This is a genomic window from Protofrankia symbiont of Coriaria ruscifolia (genome assembly GCF_900634745.1).
GTDB lineage: Bacteria > Actinomycetota > Actinomycetes > Frankiales > Frankiaceae > Protofrankia > Protofrankia californiensis.
On the sequence record NZ_CAAAFR010000050.1, the window covers coordinates 63,831 to 85,914 of the forward strand.

Here is a 22,084-nt window from a genome sequence, read left to right on the forward strand (position 1 = left end):
GCCGGAGACGATGCTCTACGGTGATGCTTGAAGATGATGGTCGAAGGTGACGTTGAAGGTGACGAGGTCGTACCTGCTCGATCATGATCGCCGCCTGGCCCGTACGCTGGGTGCTCGACTCCCTGAACGGCATCTGTCCTCCTGATCGCCAGTGGGACCGGCCGCCCCCCGCGGCTGGCCGATCTGCCAGGTTTCGCCGGAGGGCGGGTCGAGGACTCGACCGCCCCATGTCGCCGATGACATGTCGTCGATGGCCTCATGTCGCCGATGACGCAGGGCAGAGCAGAAAGGAAGGGAGTGCCCGCGTGGCCAGTGCATCCGACCGCATGGACACCATCGTCAGCCTGTGCAAGCGCCGGGGGTTGGTCTTCCCCTCGAGCGAGATCTACGGCGGCCTGCGGGCGTCGTGGGACTACGGTCCGCTCGGGGTCGAGCTGAAGAACAACGTCAAGCGCGCCTGGTGGAAGGCCGTGGTCCAGGGCCGGGACGACGTCGTCGGCCTCGACTCGTGCGTGATCCTCGCCCGCGAGGTCTGGGAGACCAGCGGCCATGTGCAGGTCTTCGTCGACCCGCTGACCGAATGCCTGTCCTGTCACAAGCGGTTCCGTGCCGACCATCTGGAGGAGGCGTTCGAGGCCAAGCGCGGCCGGCCGCCGACAGCGCTCACCGAGGTCGTCTGCCCGAACTGCGGGTCGCGTGGCACGTTCACCGAGCCGCGGATGTTCAACGGCCTGCTCAAGACCTACCTGGGCCCGGTCGAGGACGAGTCCGGTCTTGCCTACCTGCGTCCGGAAACGGCCCAGGGCATTTTCATCAACTACGCGAACGTCCAGGCGTCCGCCCGGCGCAAGCCACCGTTCGGGATCGGCCAGATCGGCAAGTCGTTCCGCAACGAGATCACTCCGGGTAACTTCATCTTCCGGACCCGCGAGTTCGAGCAGATGGAGATGGAGTTCTTCGTCCCGCCGGGCGAGGATGAGACCTGGCATCAGTACTGGATCGACGAACGGATGAAGTGGTACCGCGATCTCGGCGTCCGGGAGGAGAACCTCCGTCATTTCGAGCATCCGAAGGAAAAGCTCTCCCACTATTCGAAACGGACCGTCGACATCGAGTATCGTTTCGACTTCGCCGGCCTGGAATGGGGCGAGCTGGAAGGCATCGCGAACCGGACGGATTACGACCTGTCCGTGCACGCGAAGGCGTCCGGCGCGGACCTGACCTATTTCGAGCAGGCCACCGGTACCCGGTACACCCCCTATGTCATCGAACCGGCGGCCGGGGTGGACCGTGCCACCCTGGTGTTCCTGCTGGACGCCTACGCGGAGGACACCGCGCCCAACACCAAGGGTGGGATGGACCGCCGGGTGGTGCTCCGCCTGGATCGCCGGCTTGCGCCGGTGAAGGCCGCGGTGCTGCCGCTGTCGCGCAATGCCGACCTTTCACCGGTCGCCCGCGACCTTGCCGCGGTGCTGCGCAGGCACTGGAACGTCGACTTCGACGATGCCGGTGCGATCGGGCGCCGCTACCGCCGGCAGGACGAGATCGGCACGCCGTTCTGTCTCACCGTCGACTTCGATTCGTTGCAGGACCAGGCGGTGACGATCCGCGAGCGCGACACCATGACGCAGGAGCGTGTCTCCATAGACCGGGCGGTGTCCTACCTCAACACCATGCTTGGTCCCTGCTGAATCCCATTGACGATCATATGCTGGTGATCGTCAAGGGGATTCACGTCAGATATGATCATACCGGCGGGTTCGGCAGGTCGAGGTCTGTCGACCCGAACCGGTCTGCAAGGAAGCGTCCGTGGGACAGCAGCTTTGCGGTGTCCCCGGCTGCCGCCGCCTCGGTGACGTCCCGTACGCCCTTTTCCAACAGACCGAGCTGGTCGACGACGACCTCGCGTGGGGTACGCCCGTCGTCCAAACGGTGTGTCTCGGCGTATCGCGCTGGCAGGCCGAGGTAGACCTCCAGTGCGGTCGGCAGGTAGTCGGCGATGGTCCGCACCACCACGAACGCCTCGGGTGAACCGGCGCGCAACAGGTGTGGGCGGTCCAGCACCTCTCGCAGCGCGTCGACGACCCGCGCCGCAGCCGAGGTGATCTCGGCCGGCGCGTGTTCGGCCAGGATCCGCAGCTGCGCGTCGACGACCCTGCGAAGCTCGGCAACGCGCAGCTGGGCACCTGCCGGTGCCGGGCGGGGAACTGGTGTGACCAGAGCACCTATCGCGTACAGGGCGGCGACGACGAACGGCCACTCGGGTGACCCGAGCACACCGGTGGCGGTCAGTCCCAGCCCGCCGATCGCGCCGGTGCAGCCGGCGATGTTCTTCAGCGATCCGAGCCAGGCCAGCGCCTTCTCGCGGCGTCCACTGGTGGGCGGCGGTGGCGGCGGGTCAGGCCGTGGCAGCCGGATCGCCGTCACCGGAGCCGGTCCCGACCGGCGGCCTGACTCCCACCGACATGATTACTGATAGCCACGGATGTCCTTGAAGGCGTCCATCAACGGAGATGTTCGCGCGTCGAACGTCGCGCCACCGGTGTCGGTGGCGATCGAGCGCAGGTCGTCCGGACGTGCCTCGCCGAAAATGATGCAGAACGTGCGGACGGCTCGGGCTGCCTGGGGAAGTCCCTGGTAGCCGGCGCGGAACTGCGCGGCTGACAGACCCGTGTTGTTCTCACCGTCGGTCATCAGGACGATCGATGTCAGGTAGCCCGGCTCCCGGACGATCGCGTCGGAGGCAAGGCGGTACGCATCCGTGAGCGCGGAGTAGATGGCCGTTCCCCCCTCCGCCCGCAGGCCGTCGACGTACGAGCGGATCGCGGCCAGATCCGGCGAGGACGCCTGGGTGTCGGTCACGGTGAACTCGCGTGGCCCGCTGACCGAGCTGTTGAAGAGCAGCAGGGTGATCTTTTCGCGGCCGCGGAACCGGGCGAACCGGCCGGACAGCGAGGTGTCGGTACCGGCGAGTCCCGCCAGCGCGGATGTCAGGTCGGCCAGGCGCTGGCCGGCCATGGAACCGGACACGTCCAGTACGAAGATCGCGTGTGACGGCCGGCGGAAACGGTCGAAGTAGGAGGTGAGCAGCTCGTCGGCGACCGCCTGGGTGGCGGGAAAGGGTAGTTCGAGCAGGGTGGTCGCGGCGAACCGCGGGTCGAGCGCGACGCCCGGGACGGCCGGGCGGCGGTTTGTGTCGGTCTGCAGCCGCCGCTGGACCGCCGGGCTGCGCAGCCAGTTCACCACCCGGGTGTATTCGTCCTGCCGGGCCGGGTCGAGCAGGAGCATGGGGTAGTCGGCCGTGATGATGCCGTCCTTGGGGTAGACGATGGTGAGCGGCTCGCGCAGACGGCCGGAGCGTTGCAGGGACAACAGCACCGATTCGTAATTGATCATTCCGCCGGCGTCCTGAGGCCTGGCGACAAAGGCGTCGGCGAGCCAGCCCGAGCTGCCAGCGGTGAGCGTCTGTCCCGAGAAGAACGACGTCAGGGCGTCGTGGCGGACGTCGGAGGTCCGCAGCGCGTCCGATGTCCCGGCGAGTGCGGCCGCGACACCTACCAGTGCGCTGAACCCGGAGTTGGATGCCGCCGGGTTCGTCATGGCGTACGTCAGCTCGCCGGAGGCGACCTTCGCGGCGACGTCCGCCCAGGTGACATTCGTGCTGCCCGTCCAGCCGAACTTTGTGGCGAGTGAGGTCCGGACGCCGAGGACCACCGGCGATGTCATGATCGGAGTACGGGTGCCGGCCGCTGTCGCACCACCGGGCAACAGGCGCAGGTAACGGTCGGAGGAGAACCATGTGGCGTCCGCGCCCGAGGAACGCCCGATGATTTTCTCGGCACCGTCGAGTGTTCCGGTGTAGGTCAGCTTCACCGTGACCCCGGTGGCCGCGTGCAGGTCGTCCAGCAGCGGCTCGACGTCGGCGGTTTCCGACCCGGCGAGTATCCGCAGCACACCCGGTTTGCCCGGGCCGGGTCCCGGCCGCGGGTCGGGATCGGAGCCGCAGGCGGTCACGGTGAACGCGCACGCGCACGCGGCGAGAAGACCGAACGCGACCGCGCGCAGACGGTAGCCGGTCACTGCCCGCCGCCGGAGATCTCCAGCTCCCCGGCCGTGGCCTGGGCGATCTTGGCGGGAGCGGTCGCAGCGGCCCGGTCCAGGTATGCGGCTGCCTTTCCCACCTCGTCGGACAACGCCTCCACCGTGGTTCGCATGGTCGCCAGGGCGGCGGTCTTGTATCCGTCGATCGTGTCGATCGTGGCGTAGATGTTGGCGAACGCCTGCTGGAGGGCCTGCACCGACACGGTCGAGGACGCTGCCTGCCCGTGGATCTCGACGGTCTGCTGCCGCAGCAGCTCCGAGGTGCCGATGATGATGCGCTCGGTCGTCTCGTTCAACGCGGCGATCTGGTCGAGCACCAGCTTCTGGTTGGCCAGGGCCTGCGCGACAAGCACTGCGGTCCGAAGCGCCGCGACGGTCGTCGTGCTGGCCCGGTCCACACCTTTGATCAGTTCGAGGTTGTTGCGCCGGATCATCTCCAGGGCGAGGTAGCCCTGCGCGCTGACCGCGAGCTGGGTGAGCAGGTCCTGGTGTTTCTGCCGCACGTAGAACAGGACGTCCTCGCGAAGTGCCCGTGCCCGGTCCGGATCGCCGGCCTCGATCCGGTCGATCCGGTCGATCCGGGTGACGAGCTCGGCGTCGAGGTTCGAGGCCAGCTGGGTGTATTCGCGCAGCTTGCCCATAGTCGTCCACAGGTTGTGTTTTTCCTGCTCGATCGCGGCGTTGTCCCGCCGCAGCTCTTCCTGCCCGTTCTGCAGTGAGTGCAGGATCGCGTCCAGATGCGCCTGTGACGACCGGTAGGAGGCGAAGTAGTCCCGCAGGCGGTTCCCGAACGGGATCACGCCGAGCAGTTTTTTCGGGCCCAGTAGGTTCGCCTTGGACGGATCAAGGTCGCTGACCACCCTGCGTAGCTCCACGAGGGACGTCGACACCGACGAGGCCGCGTCAAAGGCACCGGAGTTCATCGCCCGCGTCGGCTTGTCCAGCAGCCGGTTGGACACCGACGCGGACGCGCGGATCTCCTTCTCACCCATCCGGTGCACCGCGGCAACCTTGGACGTGAAGGCGGGCGAGGTCGGGTCGACGCCGACCAGCGCGTCGGCGAAGGCCACCGCCTGGTCGGCCAGGCGCGAAACCGCTTCCGCGCTGATCGGGACGGCCGGCCCGGCCTGGTCGGGGGTGACCGGCGCGACGGGCGCGGGCGGCACCAGGACCAGCTGCGCGCCGGGGTCGCCCGCACCCGGCGACGGTGCCGGTGTCGGTGTCGTCGGTGGCAGGCTCATCAACCCGGGCCCTTCTTGTACCGCGTCTCGATTTGACTGATCATTCGCTCGGATGTCTCCGCGCTCGGTGGTTCGACGACGTTGACCAGCTGCGGTGCGGGGCTGGTCCTGCGTTCGGCGGCGTACTGCCGGCCGTAGCCGGCGTCCGCGGTGCGGAACCCGTGCCGCACGGCGAGGCGCTGCAGCTGCGGGTCAGTTGTCAGCAGATGTCCGACCGCGTCGCCGGCGGGGGTGAGCGGAACGACGGTGTGTTTGGCGTAGATGGTCGGATTCGGGTACATCAGTACCATCTCACTGGTCAGCGAACCGTCCCTGGCGAGCGCGTGGGCTCTGAACTGGGCTTCATAGATCATGACCATCGGCGTCTTCCCCATGCCGATGGTCATGAAGTCGTCGAACGGCTCCTGGGACGACGACTCCAGATAGCCCTGTTTGAGAAAGAGGGGCGCGAGCCTGTCCGTGATCCGGTCGGCCGTCCCGGCATCGGTGACGACGTTCCCACCATTGCTCACATAGGACGCGATCGCCAGGTAGAGGGCGGCCGAGTTCGACGTCCGCACGTCGGTCGAGCTGATGAGGATGGACTTGTCGGTCTGGTAGAGGTTGTTCCCGGGTAGCTGCGACCACCGGGTGTCCTTTGCCACCAGGTCGAGATACCTGCGCATGTCGAACAGGTAGTGGTCGCCGTCCCGAGTGCTGACACCCGCGGTGGTCAGCAGTGTCGCGATCGGGGAGAAGGTGGCTATCGCCATGGGTGTGAAGAAGGGCACATAGGATGTGCTGATCTTACGATCGCGCCTGATGCGCTCGGCCTGCGGTCCGTCGGCCGGAAAGGCCAGATCGAAACCGGACAGTTCGCGGGTCGTGGCGATCTCACGCGATCCGGCGGAAGTGATCTCAAGTCGGTAACCGGCCCGGTCGAGGGCGGTAACCACGTCCGGATCGGCGAAGAAGGACTGCTTCTCCGACGAGACCAGCGCACGAACCGTGGTCTTGTTCTCGTTCGGAGTGGATCGGGTCCGTGGGATAATGATCACCGCGATGACGCCCAGAGCGAGCAGCCCGGCAAGCGCGAGCCCGAGAACCCGGCGACCTCGCACGGCGTCCTCCTCCTCCAGCGCTGCTGGTCCGAGTGTGTCGGTGTGCATCATGGTCCGTCCGTCATGCCCGACGGGTCCCCGGCTGACGGGGTTTGATATCTGTACGAACTCTGTTCATTGTTCCGATACCTCCAATATCCTTCTCGTTTATCCGGTTGAGAACGCTTTACCATAAATATGTGGTAATTCCATCACCGGACGAGAACCGACATCGGACGAGTCGTGTCGGTTCGATCGAGAGCATGGCCAGAAGCCAGCCGGACGGGGTGAGTCGGACGGATGGTTCTCAAACACGCTTTAAGGCAACCCGGGACGGTAAGCTCCTGGGCCATCAGGGGCCAATCCGACGGACTGCCGGGCGACAAGTCGGGAGAGGAGTCGCAGATCTGTCTGTGACCTGCGCGAGCCGGGGTGACGTGGCACGGTCGATTCGGCGGTGGTTCGCGGGAGGCGGGGACACGAGAGGGCGGCCATGACCACCTATGTGTACGACTTCCACCAGGGGAACAAGGATCTCAAGGATCTGCTCGGTGGTAAGGGCGCCAATCTCGCCGAGATGACGAACATGGGGCTTCCCGTCCCGGCCGGTTTCACGATCACCACCGCTGCCTGTCGTGAGTATCTTGCGCACGGCAAAGAGCCGGACGCGTTGCGCGACGAGGTCGGCGAGCATCTGCACACACTTGAACAGGCAATGGGCAGGCGGCTGGGTCAGACCGACGATCCGCTGCTCGTCTCGGTGCGTTCGGGCGCGAAGTTCTCCATGCCGGGAATGATGGACACCGTCCTGAACATCGGTTTGTCGGACGCCTCGGTGCCCGGTCTGGCCAGGCAGTCCGGCTCGCCGCGTTTCGCCTGGGACTCCTACCGGCGCCTGCTGGCAATGTTCGGCAGGACCGTCCTCGGGGTGGACGGTGAGCTGTTCGACGACGCTGTCGACGCGGCGAAGAAGGCCCGCGGGGCAGGTAACGACCTGGATCTCGACGAGGCCGACCTGCGTGGGCTGGCGGAGATGTTCAAGACGATTATCCGCGACCGGACCGGACGGGACTTCCCGCAGGGCCCCCGGGAACAGCTGGACCTGGCGATCCGGGCGGTCTTCGATTCCTGGAACGGTGAACGCGCCCGCCTCTACCGCCGCCAGGAACGCATTCCCGCGGATCTCGGCACCGCGGTCAACGTGGTCGCGATGGTGTTCGGTAACCTGGGTATGGACTCAGGCACCGGAGTGGCGTTCACCCGGGACCCGGGAAACGGCGACCAGGGCGTTTACGGCGACTATCTGCAGAATGCCCAGGGCGAGGACGTCGTCGCGGGCATCCGGAACACACTGCCGCTCACGGCGTTGGCGTCCATCGACCCGCCCGCGTACGACCGTTTGTTGTCCATTATGGCGACCCTCGAGCAGCATTACCGCGACCTGTGTGACATCGAGTTCACCATCGAACGCAACAAATTGTGGATGTTGCAGACACGGATCGGAAAGCGCACCGCCGGCGCAGCCTTCCGGATCGCTGTCCAGCTCGTCGACGAGGGTATGATCACCATGGACGAGGCGTTGACACGGGTCACCGGTGCCCAGCTCGCCCAGCTGATGTTCCCGCGGTTCGCCGCGGGCGGGCGGGCGGACCGGATCGCCCAGGGTATGAACGCATCCCCCGGGGCCGCCGTCGGGCAGGCCGTCTTCGATTCCGGCCGGGCCGTGGAACTCGCGGCCGCCGGTATTCCGGTCATCCTGATCCGCCGGGAGACCAATCCCGACGACCTCGATGGCATGATCGCGGCGCAGGGCGTCCTGACCTCGCGTGGTGGGAAGACCTCGCACGCCGCGGTGGTCGCTCGCGGTATGGGCAAGACCTGCGTGTGCGGGGCCGAGGAGATCGACGTCGACGCCCACCGGCGGCAAGCGGTCGCACCGGGCGGTGTCGTCGTCCACGAGGGGGACGTGATCTCGATCGACGGGTCGTCCGGCGCGGTCTACCTCGGTGAGGTGCCGGTGGTGCCCTCCCCGGTCGTTGAGTACTTCGAGGGGAACCTGGTCGCGGACGGTTCCGACTCGTTGGTCGACGCCGTTCACCGGATCATGACCCACGCGGATGGCGCCGCCCGGCTCGCTGTGCGCGCCAATGCCGACACCACCGAGGACGCCGAGCGTGCTCGCCGGTTCGGAGCCGTCGGTATCGGACTGTGCCGGACCGAACACATGTTCCTCGGCGAGCGCCGGAAACTGGTCGAACGGCTCATCCTCGCCGACGGTGACGAGGAGGCCGACGCCGCGCTGGCCGCCTTGCTGCCACTGCAGCGCGGCGACTTCGTTGCGATCTTCACGGCGATGGACGGTCTGCCCGTGACGGTCCGGCTCCTCGACCCTCCGTTGCACGAGTTCCTGCCCGACCTCACCGAGCTGTCGGTGCGGGTGGGTGTCGCCACGGCGACCGGCGAGCCTGTCGCGGACGGTGACGCCGCGCTACTGGTGGCGGTCCGCCGCCTGCACGAACAGAACCCGATGCTCGGGCTGCGCGGGGTGCGTCTCGGACTGCTCATCCCGGGTCTGGTCGCCCTGCAGGTACGTGCGATTGCGGAAGCGGCGGCCATCTGCCGCGGGCGCGGCGGGGACCCGCGTCTAGAGATCATGGTGCCGCTGGTGGGCGCGGTCCAGGAACTGGAGGTTGTCCGCGAGCAGGCCGAGCAGGTGCTCGAAGAGGTCGCCGTGGAGACCGGGGTCGACGTGCAGGCGTTGATCGGTACGATGATCGAGGTGCCGAGGGCGGCGCTGACCGCGGGCCAGATCGCCGGGGCCGCGCAGTTCTTCTCGTTCGGGACGAACGACCTGACCCAGATGAGCTGGGGTTTCTCCCGCGATGACGTCGAGTCGTCGTTCTTCTCCCGCTACCTCGATCTGGGCATCTTCGGCGTGTCCCCGTTCGAGTCGCTGGACCGTGATGGGGTCGGCCGGCTGGTACAGCTTGCAGTCGACGAGGGGCGGGCGGCCCGACCGGAGATCAAACTCGGTGTCTGCGGGGAGCACGGAGGCGACCCGGACTCCGTGCACTTCTTTCACCGGCTCGGGCTCGACTATGTGTCGTGTTCTCCGTTTCGTCTACCGGTCGCCCGGCTGGAAGCCGGTCGGGCCGCCGTCCTCGACCGCTAGCTGGCCGAAGAGCGTGCGATCATGGTTCTTCGTTCTTCTCGCGCGCTCGGAGACCCCGAGGGGTAACCCTGTAACTGTGCGACAGAGCACCCGTCGTCTTACGCTGATTTGGGCATACCGTGACTGCCTGTGGCTATTACCCTGCGGCAGCGGACGGCGCGATGGTTGCACGCGCGCTGGTGGGTCTGGCTGCTGCGGGTGGTCATGGTCCTTGCTCTCGCCGGGGTAATGATCAGTTTTGTCACGATGATCCAGATATGGGTGGTGGGGCGTTCGGACGATCAGCGCCGGTCGGACGTCCTGATCGTGCTCGGTGCCTCCCAGTTCAACGGTCGCCCGTCCGCCGTGTTCGCGGCCCGTCTCGACCATGCTCTGGCCCTCTACCGCGCCGGTGTCGCTCCCCGGATCGTGACGGTCGGGGGATCCCAGGCCGGTGACCTCTACACCGAGGCGCAGGCCGCAGCGAGCTACCTGACCTCCCGCGGCGTCCCGGTCGCTGCTGCAGTAGGGGTGAGTGAGGGGCGGGACACGCTGGGATCATTGCGGGCAGTAGCAAAGATTATGCTGGTGAACCGCTGGCGGTCAGCGGTGATCGTGACCGATCCGTGGCACTCGCTGCGCTCGCGGACCATCGCTCGTGATCTTGATATCGACGCGGTCACCTCGCCGGTCAAGACTGGCCCGGCCACCCGCGGTCTTGCCACCACGCTGCGCTACATTGCCCGGGAAGGCGCTGCGTACCGCTTCTACCAGCTCTTTCATCGGGCGACGCCGGTCGGTGCCGCGCCCGGCGCGATCTAGACGAGCAGGTCCGAAGCCCGGTCCGATCCGGCGGGCGGGTTCTGCGTGCCGCGGCCGTGAAGCTTGCCCGCTGGTACCGTTCGGGACGGTGAAACCCGGGGTAGAGCTCACATCGTTCAAGCGTGTTCTCCCGGGCAGGCGGACGGTCGGCAATGGCGGGCACCCGCATAGGAGACGGACAGTCATAGGGCTTGGTGGTCATGGGGTTCAGGGTCGCCTGCGACGTGTGACTGCCTGTGGCGGACGGCGTGAACGCCCTGAAGGCATCCGGTGCTACCGCAGGATCTGTGTCCGTAACGCGGCTGGATAGCTACCTTCCATTACTGCTCATGCACGGATATGCAGGCGTACAGGAGGCTGGTGTGGCAACTCCCGTGTCCGAGATCGCGATCGACTCGACCGATCTCGACCAGATCCGCGAGCTGGCTCGGCAGCTGCGGGTGGACTCGATCCGGGCCTCGACGTCCGCGGGGTCGGGCCACCCGACGTCGTCGATGTCGGCCGCGGACGTGATGGCGGTGCTGGTCGGGCGACACCTGCGGTACGACTGGGACAACCCGGGCGACCCGGCCAACGACCATCTGATCTTCTCCAAGGGGCATGCGTCCCCGTTGCTGTACGCGATGTTCAAGGCCGTCGGCGTGGTATCCGACCACGAGCTGATGACCGGCTACCGTCGTCACGGTCAGCGTCTGCAGGGGCATCCGACGCCGATCCTGCCATGGGTCGACGTGGCCACCGGCTCGCTCGGGCAGGGACTACCCGACGCGGTCGGGGTGGCGCTTGCCGGCCGTTTCCTTGACCGGCTTCCCTACCGGGTGTGGGTATTGTGCGGAGACAGTGAGATGGCCGAGGGATCCATCTGGGAGGCGCTGGACAAGGCAGCCTACTACCAGTTGTCGAACCTGACGGCGATCGTGGACGTCAACCGGCTCGGCCAGCGGGGCCCGACCGAGCTCGGCTGGGATCTCGACGCCTACGCCCGCCGGATCGAGGCGTTCGGATGCCAGGCGCTCGCGGTCGACGGACACGACGTCGGTGCGATCGACGAGGTCCTGGCCGAGGCATCCAGATCCGACCGGCCGGTGGTCGTCCTCGCCCGCACCCGCAAGGGTGAGGGCTTCTCCGAGACAGCCGACGCCGAGGGATGGCACGGCAAGCCGCTGCCGCCCGACATGGCCGAGCGCGCGATCGCCGAGCTCGGTGGTGAGCGCCACCTGCACGTCCGCGGTCCGCTGCCGCCCGCCTCCGTCCAGCGGCCGGCGCCCTCGGCGCCGGTCGAGGTGGAACTGCCGACCTACTCCCTCGGTGCGAAGGTCGCGACCCGCAAGGCATACGGCGAGGCGATCACCGTCCTCGGCGCCCGGCCGGACGTGGTGGCGTTGGACGCCGAGGTCAGCAACTCCACCTATTCCGAGGACTTCGCCAAGGCCCATCCGGACCGTTTCTTCGAAATCTTCATCGCGGAGCAGCAGCTTGTCGCGGCCGCGGTCGGGCTGTCGGTACGGGGTTATGTTCCGTTCGCATCCACGTTCGCCGCGTTCTTCTCGCGCGCCTACGACTTCATCCGGATGGCCGCGATCTCTCAGGCGAACATCCGCCTGTCGGGCTCGCACGCCGGAGTCGAGATCGGCCCGGACGGCCCGTCCCAGATGGCCCTGGAAGACCTGGCGATGATGCGAGCGGTACACGGCTCGCACGTCCTCTACCCCAGCGACGCAACCAGCGCGGTCAAGCTCGTCGAGCTCATGGCCGATCTGGACGGGGTTAGCTACCTGCGCACAACCCGGGGTGCCTACCCGGTGATCTACGGGCCGCAGGAGTCCTTCACCGTCGGCGGTTCCAAGGTGCTGCGCCGGTCGGACGGCGACACGGTCACCCTGATCGGTGCTGGTGTCACCCTGCACCACTGCCTGGCCGCAGCGGATGTGCTCGCGGCCGAGGGGATCTCAGCCCGGGTGATCGATCTCTACTCGGTCAAGCCGGTGGACGTCGTCACCGTGGCGGACGCGGCGCGGGCGACCGGTGGCCGTCTCGTCGTGGTCGAGGACCACTACCCCGAGGGGGGTCTGGGCAGCGCAGTCCTTGAGGCGGTGGCCGCGGCCGGGGTGCAGGTCCGGCTCGGTCATCTCGCCGTCCGCGAACTACCCGGGTCGGGCACACCGGCCGAGCTGCTCGACGCGGCGGGCATCGCCTCGGGCCACATCGTGGAGGCAGCCCGAGCCCTGCTGCACTGACCAGCAAGCTGGACCGGGCAAGCCTTACCGGACACAAAGAGTTCCCCGCGCCCGAGGAGCGGGTGCGGGGTCTCGTCATGGAAGGGAGGCCGTTCGGAACAAGCCTTCAGACGCCGAAGCCGGCGTCGGGGAGAGGCGCGGACGCCGAAGGCGGCGTCCGAGAAGCTTCAGTCGTCCGAGCCGCTGGGCGCCGGGGCACCTCCGAACATCATGTCGCACATCGTCAGGTAGAGCCGGTCCGGCCGAGGCAAAAACTGGATCTTCGACAGGGCCTGGTCCTGCCCGGCCGATTCGACAATGAACTCGCCATATCCCAGCAGCCGACCCATTGGATCCCGGTTGTAGGTGAGGTCCGTCACTTTCTCCAGTGGCATGGTCTGCACCTTGCGAAAAAAGATCCCGGACACCTTCAGGAGGCGCTTGTCCGTGACCATCAGGTGCTCGAAGTGCCAGTCGGCGACTTTCCAGAGCATCCTGAAGATCATGAAGAGTGCGAACCACCATGGCAGCGCGGAAACGTACCCGCCGACGTCCAGACGGTTCAGCAGAATCGCGAGCAGGATCACGCCGACGATGGACGCCATGGTCTGCAGAAAGACGGGCAGCAGGATTGCCCAGTGCATCCGGACCTTCACGACCAGCCGCTCGCGGGCGGCGAGGTACTTGTCGTCCCTGGCGGTGGGGTCAGGGATCCGGATTCTCACCATCGCCATCGTCTCCCGGATCGGGTTGGCGGTTCACACCGCTTCACAGAACCGTGTCGGTGACAAAATTGGACAGACCGTTACCGACGGACTCCAAGCCGTTGATGGCCCGTTCGATGATGCTGGCGGCACTCGCGGGAAAGCTCACAACGAAAAAAATGACGAACGCGATGAGACCGTATCTAATGATCTTGTCCACGGCGGGCCTCCGGGCCGAAGTTGGGAGGGCTGACCACAAAGTATCGCCGCTTCGCACCTCGGACGTGCGGAAATCGCGCCTATACGCTCAGCTGGTGGCCGAGAGGTGGTACAGAGCGTCCGACGTAGTCCGTTGGGGCGAGGAGCGACAGAAGAGTACACCGGACGATCGGAACTGGTTCGAGCGGGACCGTGCGCGTGTCCTACATTCCAGCGCGTTGCGTCGGCTGGCCGGCAAGACTCAGGTCGTGGGCCCGCTCGACGACGACTTCCCGCGCACCCGCCTCACGCATTCCCTGGAGACCGCCCAGGTCGGACGGGGCCTGGCGCGCTCGCTGGGTGCCGACCCGGACCTGGTCGATGCGGCCTGCCTCGCCCATGACATCGGCCATCCCCCCTTCGGCCACAACGGTGAGGCCGCGCTGGACGCGGCCGCTCGTGACTGCGGGGGTTTCGAAGGCAACGCGCAGAGTCTGCGGGAGCTGACCCGTCTGGAGGTCAAGGTCGTTGATGTCCACGGGTGTGACGCCGGCCTGAACCTCACCCGGGCCACCCTGGACGCCTCCTTGAAGTATCCGTGGGCACGGCGGCCCGACACACCGAAGTTCGGTGTCTACACCGATGATCTGCCGATCTTCGGCTGGGTCCGGGACGGTGCGCCTGTGGGCCGGCGCTGCATGGAAGCCCAGATCATGGACTGGGCCGACGACGTGGCCTACAGCGTCCACGACCTGGAGGACGGAGTGGTCGCGGGTCTGATCGACCTGGGCCGGCTGGAGGATCCGGGGCAGCGGGCCGACCTGGTCGCCTCGACCGCACCGCGCTACCCGGCGGCGCCGGCGGTGGCGGTGGGCGAGGCGCTGGACCGGCTACGTCGACAGCCCTGGTGGGTGACCGGGCCGGTCAGTACGCCGAGCGCGCTGCGTGCGGTGCGGATGATGACCAGCGAGCTGATCGCGCGCCTGTGCGTCGCGGCGGTCCGCGCCACCCGGGAGGTGTACGGCGACCTGCCGCTGTGCCGCTACCACTCCGATCTGGTCGTCCCCGCGCAGACCGTCGCCGAGTGCGCGCTGCTCAAGGGGGTGACCGCTTACTTCGTCATGGACCGCCGGGATGCGCGCGACCGCCAACGGCGCCAGCGGGAGGTCATCGCGGAGCTGCTCGCATTGCTGGTTGTGCGTGCGCCGGACGCGCTCGACCCGCTGCTGCGTCCGGCCTGGGCCGCCGCGCCCGACGACGCGGCGAGGCTACGGGTCGTCGTCGATCAGATCGCTCGTCTCACCGATGCGAGCGCCGGCCGCCGCCACGCGCAGCTGACCGGTCGGCGCTGGCCGGCAGCCCTGTGATGGGAGCTCTGTGCCGGCGGCCGCCGTGCCGGGATCCGCGACGGTGACCCTGTGCTGGCGGTCCGTTGGGAGTGTCCGGGACACGGCGTGTCACATGCTGCGGTCGTAAGATCGGCACTGCGGTGCAGATGACAAGTAACATCGAGGAAGAATGCGGGTCTGCGGGGTCCTAAGCAGTCTCCTGGAGGGCCGAAGGCGGCCGGTGGTGACACGGGGTGCGCCGGACCTCCGCGACATCAGCCCGCTGGCGCTCCACCCGGGACGCAGGGAGGGACGTGTGGCCGGACGCATCCGTGACGCCGATGTCGCTGCCGTGCGTGACCGCTCGCCGCTCGCCGACATCGTGGGCGACTACGTGCAGTTGCGTCCCGTCGGCAGCGGCCAGCTGCGGGGTCTGTGTCCCTTCCACGACGAGAAGACACCGTCGTTCAACGTCCGGCCGCAGGTCGGTGCCTACCACTGCTTCGGGTGCGGCGTCGGTGGCGACGTGATCGCTTTCGTCCGTGCCATCGACGGGTTGTCCTTCCCGGAGGCGGTCGAGCGGCTCGCCCGCCGTGCCGGGATCACCCTCACCTACGAAGGCGGAGGGGTGACCAGCCGCGCGGTCACCAGCCAGCGGCAGCGGCTCCTCGACGCCCACCGGGTGGCCGCGGAGTTCTACGCCGAGCGGTTGGAGTCCGCCGACGCAGGTGACGGTCGGGATTTCCTCTCCGCCCGCGGCTTCGACCGGGAGGCGGCGGCGCGTTTCGGCGTCGGTTACGCGCCCGCCGGCTGGGACACCCTCACCCGCCATCTGATGGGCCGGCACTTCACCGCCGCGGAGCTCGTCCTCGGTGGCCTGGCCAAGCAGAGTAGCCGCGGCAGCCTCATCGACCGGTTCCACCGCCGGCTGGTCTGGCCGATCCACGACCTTGCCGGGGACGTGGTCGGTTTCGGCGCCCGCCGGCTCGCCGCCGACGACCCCGGGCCCAAGTACCTCAACACGCCCGAGACTCCGCTGTTCAAGAAGGCAAACCTGCTCTACGGGGCCGACATCGCCCGACGGGAGATCGCCCGGCGGTATCAGGTTGTGGTCGTCGAGGGTTACACCGACGTGATGGCCTGTCATCTCGCCGGCGTGCCGACCGCGGTCGCCTCCTGCGGCACCGCGTTCGGCAGCGAGCACGTGACAGTGCTGCGGCGGTTGCTGATGGATCAGAGCGAACACCGCGGTGAGGTCGTGTTCACCTTCGACGGCGACGAGGCGGGTCGCAAGGCCGCCATCCGTGCGTTCGAGTTCGAGGAACGCTTCGTCACCCAGACCTTCGTGGCGATCGAGCCGTCCGGGCTGGACCCGTGCGATCTGCGAATCCAGCGGGGGGACGCGGCCGTGTGCGACCTGGTCGCCGCCCGCGTCCCGCTGGTGGAGTTCGCCATCCGCGGGAAGCTGACCGGGTTCGATCTCAACACCACGGAGGGACGCCTGGCGGCGCTCGACGCGGCCGCACCTCTGATCAACAGATTGAAAGACCGGGGGCTACGACACCGTTACGCGGTTAATCTGGATAACTGGCTTGGTTTCTTGGACGAGGAGTTCGTGGTGCGGCGGGTCGCTGAGCATCAGCCACGTGGTGGCATCGGTGGTGTGGCGTCCCTCGACGGCCCCGTCCGCGGCCGAGTCGACCGGCCGGACCGGTCGCGTCAGCGCGATGCCGTCGCGGACGACGCCGTCGTGGCGGTCGAACGGGAGGTGCTCAAGGTCGCCCTGCAGTATCCGGGGCTTGCCGGTCCGGTGTTCGACACGTTGTCGCCGGAGTTGTTCACGGTTCGGGCGCATCACGGCGTCCGTGAGGTCATCGCCGCCGCAGGCGGTGTGTGCGCCGGTCTGTCCGCCGCTGGTGACGTCTCGACCTGGGTTTCCGCGGTGGCGGAGGCGGCCGGGCAGGACGAGCTTCGGCGGTTCGTCATCGAGCTTGCCGTGGAGGCGGTGTTCTGTGACCACGATGTGGATGACCGGTATGTCGATGAGCAGATGTCACGCGTACAGGAGTTGCAGGTGACCCGTCGCATTGCGGATCTGAAGTCGCGTGTGCAGCGGCTCAATCCCGTAACCGACGCCGAGACGTTCAAGCACGCATATGGTGAGTTGATCGCCTTGGAACAGCACAAGCGCCAACTCCGGGAGCGGGGCCTGGGTGCCGCGTAACCTGGGTCGATCCCGAGAAGGAAGTGACGAGATTCCGACCATGAGTCCAGCCGTCCTACCGCGCGAAGCCCAGGTGGACGAGGTCAAGGACCTCATCACCAGAGGCAAGGAGATCGGTTTCCTCACTACCGAGGACGTCACGGTCGCCCTGCAGGCGGCCGAGCTGCCGCCGGAGCAGACCGACGCCGTCCTACAGGTCCTCAACGACGAGGGCATCGAGATTCTCGAGGCGGGTGGGGAGGACGCCGAGGACAGTGACCTGCTCGCCCGGCGTCGTCGTGAGGAGGAGGAGCTGGCGCTCAAGGCGCCGACCTCCGACCCGGTACGCATGTATCTCAAGGAGATCGGTAAGGTTCCGCTGCTGACCGCCGAGGAGGAGGTCGACCTCGCCAAGCGGATCGAAGCCGGCCTGTTCGCCTCCGAGAAGCTCGCGGCGGCCACCCGCAAGACCGCTCCGCAGATGCGCCGCGACCTCGAGGCGATCGAGCGTGACGGGCAGATCGCCAAACGCAAGCTCGTCGAGGCGAACCTGCGGCTGGTGGTGTCGATCGCCAAGCGTTACGTGGGCCGTGGCATGCTGTTCCTGGACCTCATCCAGGAGGGCAACCTCGGTCTGATCCGCGCTGTGGAGAAGTTCGACTACACCAAGGGTTACAAGTTCTCCACCTACGCCACCTGGTGGATCCGTCAGGCGATCACTCGTGCCATCGCCGATCAGGCGCGCACCATCCGCATTCCGGTGCACATGGTCGAGACGATCAACAAACTGATCCGCATCCAGCGGCAGCTCCTGCAGGACCTGGGTCGTGAACCGAGTCCTGAGGAGATCGCCAAGGAGATGGACCTCACGCCCGACAAGGTGCGTGAGATCCTCAAGGTGTCCCAGGAGCCGGTGTCCCTGGAGACGCCGATCGGTGAGGAGGAGGACTCCCACCTCGGTGACTTCATCGAGGACTGCGACGCGGTCGTGCCGGTTGACGCGGCCAGCTTCATCCTGCTGCAGGAGCAGCTCGACTCGGTCCTGCACACGCTCTCCGACCGGGAGAAGAAGGTCATCCAGCTGCGGTTCGGGCTGACCGACGGGCACCCGCGTACGTTGGAGGAGGTCGGTCGGGAGTTCGGGGTCACCCGCGAACGCATCAGGCAGATCGAGTCGAAGACGCTGTCGAAGCTGCGTCACCCGTCCCGGTCACAGAAACTGCGTGACTACCTGGAGTAAAGGACGTCAGGGGTATCTCGCAGCCCGGGAGGCACGGGCCTGCCCGCAGCGGCTGGCAGTGGGTGTTTCTCGGCGCCGTGTTACTTTCCGCTCTACTTCCGTGGTGTTGGGTCGGGGCGGTCGTCCATGGGCGTATTCAGGCTTGTCTGGGTGACCATGCACATTCCGGACGGCTTCATCAACGCGCTGGCGTCGTTGGCTTTCGTAGCCGTAGCCGTAGCCGTAGCCGTAGCCGCGATCCTGGCTGTCCGCGAGGTGGGCGAGTGCTGATGATCGCGTGTCCTGATCCAGGATTTTCGATCTTGTGTTGAAGGTCGACCGTCTCGGTTGGCGATGAACCCGTGGCGCGTGTGAGGCTGCTCAGCGACACCGTGACGGTCCGCAAGCCTGTTGCGCCGGGGGGCGCGAATGAGCCAGCACCTTCAACATCCGCCGCCGCGATCCGCCGTATCGCCGCCCATACCGCTGGTATCGCCGATTCCGCTGCTGCCGCCCTTGCTGCGCCAGCGGTTGTGGGCGCTGATCGTGCTGCCGTGCCTGCTCGTCCTGGGGGTTTTGTCCTGGGAGCTGGCGGGCCGGCGCGGCCCCAGCTATATCGATGGGGTGATCGACCCGCGGCTGGTCCATCGCTTCGGCCGGCAGTGGCAACTGTTCCAGACGGTCATCCAGCTCGGGAACCCGGGAAACGTCGCCTTGGCCTCCGTCGCGCTGGCAGGGTTGTGCGTGGCGCTTCGCGTTCACCGGGCCGCCCTGCTCAGCCTGTCCGGGCCGCCGTCGGCCGGAGCGCTCACGCAGTGGGTTCTCAAGCCGTTGATCGACCGCCGGCTGAGCGGAGGGCTTGCCTTCCCCAGCGGACACACCACCGGTGCCTGCGCGGTCGCGGCCGTCCTCGTGCTGCTCCTGCTACCCGGTGCGGCACTGCGGTGGAGGCTTCCAGGGTTCGTGCGCATTCTGCTCTGGTATGTGGCCGCCGTCTTCGGTGCCGGCGTCGGCCTTGGCGTCATCGTGTTGCGTTACCACTACGCCACCGATGTCATCGGTGGTGTGCTGGTCGCGGTTATGGTGATCGGTGTATTGGCATGGATGCTCGACCGACAGGCCGATCGATACCGGCCCGCTCTGCGGACGCGGCCCATGGTTGTGCCCTGAGGCCGGTTGTGCCCTGACACCGGCAAACCGGTTGGAGCCACCTCTGCGGGTCTGAGTGGGGTAGTGGTCGTCTGATGACTTAAAGTACTCACATGGGTGCTGTGCTGCCTCTTCCCGAGTCCTGGACCGGGCCGCGGACGCAGGCGGGTGAGTCCCCCGCCGTGGCGGGGGCCGGGTTGACGCGTCCACCCGGCAGACAGGCCACTGCGGATAGTCGGCAGCCTGCATCTGGTCGGCAGCCCGCGTCACGCGGTGGGGGAGGACTGCTCGGGCGCCTCGTGCGGGGCTTCAGCGAGTTATTGATCACTGCTGGGCTTGTGGTGGCGCTTTTCGTGGTCTACGAGCTGTGGGTCACCGACATCTTGCAGGCGCGAACCCAGAGCCGGCTGCGCTCCGGGTTGTCCCGCGAGTGGGCGGCCGCGGCCCCGGCGGTATGGCCAGGAGGCTCATCGGGGCTCCGGCCGACGGTTCCGGCCGTCGGCGACGGTGTGGCGGTGCTGCATATACCCCGCTTCGGCAGCGGATACGCTCCGGTTGTCGTCGAGGGGGTGTCGGACGGCGCGTTACGACAAGGTCCTGGGCATTATCCGGGAACGGCGTGGCCTGGCGAGGTCGGCAATTTCGTCGTGTCCGGGCATCGCACCACATACGGCCGTCCGTTCAGCCGGCTGGACGAGCTGCGGGTCGGTGAACCGGTCGTCGTCGAGGTACGGGATCGCTATTTCGTCTATAGGGTAACGGGTTCGGATGTGGTCGATCCCGCTCGGACAGATGTGATCCTGCCGGTACCCGAGCAGCCCGGCGTGCGGCCCACGAAGAGCCTTCTGACGTTTACGACCTGCAATCCGAAATACTCGGCCAGCACCCGGCTGATCGTTTTTGGCGAGCTTACCGGCACCTGGCTGAAATCGGCCGGGCCGCCACCCGAACTGGCCGGGGGGTGACGGATGTACGCATGGATCTTTCGTCATCTTCCCGGCGGGCCCGCGTCGAAGGCCGTACTGATGGTCCTGCTCGCCGCGGCGGTGGCCGGCGCCCTGCTTTTCGGCCTCTTCCCGGCCGTCGAACCCCACTTTCCGCTCGCTCGGGTGACCGTCGGCGGATGAATCACGGCGTGTTGCTCCCCGCCGCTCCGCGGCGAACATTGCTTTTTACCGCCTTGCGGCGAACGCCACTCTTTGCCGTCTTGTGGCAAACAGGGCCCCGCAACGAACAGGATGGAGGCCGCCGCGGCCGATGCTGAACATGGATCTGCCCCGCGCCGACCGCCGCCGTCTACTGGTACGCGCCTGGCCTGTGATCGTCGCCGTGGCCGCGTTCGGGCCCTACCTCACCAATGGCATCAGGACCGAACAGTTGGCGGTCTACGGGTCGCTGCTGGCCGCGCTGCCGTTTCTGGCGTCGAAACTGAGGTTCGGCGGTCTGTACGCGTGTGTCATGGGCCTGTGGACGTTTCTAGCATTTTCGATAATAATCAACCCGGATCGCTCCGCCAAACCAGGTCGCTTTCTTCCCGGCAGTCTGCTGTCGGGCGTCGACAATTATCTGTACCCACTGGCCGTGTTGCTTCTGGTGAGCTGCTGGCTGGCAGCCGGCTATACCCGGCTTGCCCTGCTGGACGTCATGTGCAAAGTCCTTGTAGGGCTGGTCGCCGGCAACGGAATAATTGCGTTCACCGGTCTCTTCGTCAATCCGACCGGCTGGCTGCAGAGGTTTTGGGGCTACGGGCCGGCCACCTTCGAGACGACGGTCGCCGTGCGCGCGTTCAGCAACGGCCGGTTGACCGGAATCTTCGCGCAGCCGGCCGAGGCCGGGATCGCCTATTCTCTCGCGCTGTTCGCGGCGCTCTACTTGTTCGGTCGGCCCGGCCGGGACCGGCCGGTCCCGCTCGGGCTCGTCGCCATACCAGTTCTCGTAGGCGGCGTCCTGAGCGCTTCGAAGATGTTCCTGCTGATCGGCATGCCGCTGGCACTGTGGCAGGCGGTACGCCAGGGCCGGCGGGTCCGCCGGGTACTGGTCATCGTCGGGATGGCAGGGATGATCAGAGTTGCCCTCACTCAGGTCGACATTCCGCGGTGGCGCGGCGCCTGGATGCTGTCCACGCTTTTCAGTGGAAGCGACAGCGGCGGCATCGCGGGAAAGTACACGGCGGGTCGACTGGGGTCGAACGGCGCGTCCGGTGCGGCATTCGACTATGTCCTCGGTACCCAGCCCTGGTTCGGCTACGGAGCCGGTGGGCTCGCCGTGCCGTACGACAGTTCCTGGGTCGAGGTGGTCATCGTCGGTGGAATGGTCGGAGTGGTGCTGTTCGCGCTCGTGCTGGCTGTGCTGGTCGGGGCGTTGATCAGCGGGCGACCGGCGCAGTCGGGGCCGCAGCGGCCCTTCACCACGTCGGTGCTCGCTATGAGCCTGGCGGCGACCGCGGGCCTTCCCGCCTTCACGGCCAACCGCGTGGCACTTTTCATCTGGATTTTTCTGGCTCTTCTCATACTGGTCGGTGAAGACCGGCCCGACAATACTCGGGAAAACCTGGGAAGGCCGTTGGAAAAGGCTTGGTGGCAGCCGGGCCGGAGCAGCCCGTGAACCTTCTGCGGCCCGGCTGCTAGCGTAAACATTCAGGAGCCGTGCGGGGAGTGACGGTTTCGGCCTGGG

Annotated in this window: 18 protein-coding genes; 12 read left to right on the plus strand and 6 right to left on the minus strand. The window is 67.1% G+C overall.

Annotated features, from left to right (window positions below):
- Positions 1-326 precede the first annotated feature (326 nt).
- Positions 327-1,691 (plus strand): glycine--tRNA ligase, encoded by a 1,365-nt coding sequence (locus CV1CTNOD_RS07805; RefSeq protein ID WP_207386261.1) that lies wholly within the window; start codon positions 327-329, stop codon positions 1,689-1,691.
- Between the two features lie 55 nt (positions 1,692-1,746).
- Here CV1CTNOD_RS07805 and CV1CTNOD_RS07810 read toward each other — a convergent pair whose 3' ends face one another.
- Genes CV1CTNOD_RS07810 through CV1CTNOD_RS07825 form a run of 4 tightly spaced genes read right to left on the minus strand, consistent with a single transcriptional unit; the run spans position 1,747 to position 6,493 of the window.
- A complete protein-coding gene (locus tag CV1CTNOD_RS07810; protein ID WP_131785474.1) occupies positions 1,747-2,427 on the minus strand; it encodes a hypothetical protein in 681 nt (226 codons plus the stop codon).
- A gap of 42 nt (positions 2,428-2,469) precedes the next feature.
- Positions 2,470-4,080, minus strand: coding sequence for a substrate-binding domain-containing protein (locus tag CV1CTNOD_RS07815; protein ID WP_242606467.1), 1,611 nt, complete (start codon positions 4,078-4,080; stop codon positions 2,470-2,472).
- On the minus strand, positions 4,077-5,342 hold the full coding sequence (locus CV1CTNOD_RS07820) for a toxic anion resistance protein (protein ID WP_242606468.1): 1,266 nt from the start codon (positions 5,340-5,342) through the stop codon (positions 4,077-4,079). Before CV1CTNOD_RS07820 ends, CV1CTNOD_RS07815 begins: the two co-directional genes overlap by 4 nt.
- Positions 5,342-6,493, minus strand: a complete 1,152-nt coding sequence (locus CV1CTNOD_RS07825; RefSeq protein ID WP_347402908.1) for a hypothetical protein — start codon at positions 6,491-6,493, stop codon at positions 5,342-5,344. The genes CV1CTNOD_RS07820 and CV1CTNOD_RS07825 overlap by 1 nt, the downstream gene beginning before the upstream one ends.
- A 421-nt stretch (positions 6,494-6,914) precedes the next feature.
- Here CV1CTNOD_RS07825 and ppdK point away from each other — a divergent pair, with 421 nt between their 5' ends.
- The 3 genes from ppdK (at position 6,915) to CV1CTNOD_RS07840 (ending at position 12,631) form a co-directional block, all read left to right on the plus strand.
- The gene (gene ppdK / locus CV1CTNOD_RS07830) at positions 6,915-9,593 is read left to right on the plus strand and encodes a pyruvate, phosphate dikinase (RefSeq protein WP_131785475.1); all 2,679 of its coding nucleotides are present in this window, start codon (positions 6,915-6,917) and stop codon (positions 9,591-9,593) included.
- A 204-nt stretch (positions 9,594-9,797) separates the two neighbouring features.
- On the plus strand, positions 9,798-10,394 hold the full coding sequence (locus tag CV1CTNOD_RS07835; RefSeq protein ID WP_131785491.1) for a YdcF family protein: 597 nt from the start codon (positions 9,798-9,800) through the stop codon (positions 10,392-10,394).
- A 362-nt stretch (positions 10,395-10,756) separates the two neighbouring features.
- On the plus strand, positions 10,757-12,631 hold the full coding sequence (locus tag CV1CTNOD_RS07840) for a transketolase (protein ID WP_131785476.1): 1,875 nt from the start codon (positions 10,757-10,759) through the stop codon (positions 12,629-12,631).
- Positions 12,632-12,798: 167 nt separating this feature from the next.
- Here CV1CTNOD_RS07840 and CV1CTNOD_RS07845 read toward each other — a convergent pair whose 3' ends face one another.
- Both CV1CTNOD_RS07845 and CV1CTNOD_RS24535 read right to left on the minus strand, forming a co-directional pair.
- Positions 12,799-13,338, minus strand: a complete 540-nt coding sequence (locus CV1CTNOD_RS07845; RefSeq protein WP_131785477.1) for a PH domain-containing protein — start codon at positions 13,336-13,338, stop codon at positions 12,799-12,801.
- 40 nt (positions 13,339-13,378) lie between these two features.
- Positions 13,379-13,534 (minus strand): hypothetical protein, encoded by a 156-nt coding sequence (locus CV1CTNOD_RS24535; protein ID WP_165485371.1) that lies wholly within the window; start codon positions 13,532-13,534, stop codon positions 13,379-13,381.
- Between the two features lie 94 nt (positions 13,535-13,628).
- On the opposite strand from CV1CTNOD_RS24535, the gene CV1CTNOD_RS07850 reads away from it, so the two are divergent.
- From CV1CTNOD_RS07850 to CV1CTNOD_RS07875, 8 genes are all read left to right on the plus strand, one after another.
- Complete coding sequence (locus CV1CTNOD_RS07850) at positions 13,629-14,879, plus strand: deoxyguanosinetriphosphate triphosphohydrolase (RefSeq protein WP_431607087.1); 1,251 nt, start codon at positions 13,629-13,631, stop codon at positions 14,877-14,879.
- A 277-nt stretch (positions 14,880-15,156) separates the two neighbouring features.
- Positions 15,157-17,064: a DNA primase gene (dnaG, locus tag CV1CTNOD_RS07855; protein WP_131785493.1), complete on the plus strand. Its 1,908-nt coding sequence runs from the start codon at positions 15,157-15,159 to the stop codon at positions 17,062-17,064.
- A gap of 40 nt (positions 17,065-17,104) precedes the next feature.
- Complete coding sequence (locus tag CV1CTNOD_RS07860) at positions 17,105-18,283, plus strand: RNA polymerase sigma factor (protein ID WP_131766173.1); 1,179 nt, start codon at positions 17,105-17,107, stop codon at positions 18,281-18,283.
- A gap of 126 nt (positions 18,284-18,409) precedes the next feature.
- Positions 18,410-18,553 carry a hypothetical protein gene (locus CV1CTNOD_RS24540; protein ID WP_165485372.1) on the plus strand — a complete coding sequence of 48 codons (144 nt, stop codon included), beginning with the start codon at positions 18,410-18,412 and terminating at the stop codon, positions 18,551-18,553.
- Between the two features lie 138 nt (positions 18,554-18,691).
- Positions 18,692-19,432: a phosphatase PAP2 family protein gene (locus CV1CTNOD_RS07865; protein ID WP_131785478.1), complete on the plus strand. Its 741-nt coding sequence runs from the start codon at positions 18,692-18,694 to the stop codon at positions 19,430-19,432.
- A 92-nt stretch (positions 19,433-19,524) separates the two neighbouring features.
- Complete coding sequence (locus CV1CTNOD_RS07870; RefSeq protein ID WP_131785479.1) at positions 19,525-20,376, plus strand: class E sortase; 852 nt, start codon at positions 19,525-19,527, stop codon at positions 20,374-20,376.
- Positions 20,377-20,379: 3 nt separating this feature from the next.
- A complete protein-coding gene (locus CV1CTNOD_RS24545) occupies positions 20,380-20,538 on the plus strand; it encodes a hypothetical protein (RefSeq protein WP_165485373.1) in 159 nt (52 codons plus the stop codon).
- A gap of 130 nt (positions 20,539-20,668) precedes the next feature.
- Positions 20,669-22,015 (plus strand): hypothetical protein, encoded by a 1,347-nt coding sequence (locus CV1CTNOD_RS07875; protein WP_207386257.1) that lies wholly within the window; start codon positions 20,669-20,671, stop codon positions 22,013-22,015.
- Positions 22,016-22,084 lie beyond the last annotated feature (69 nt).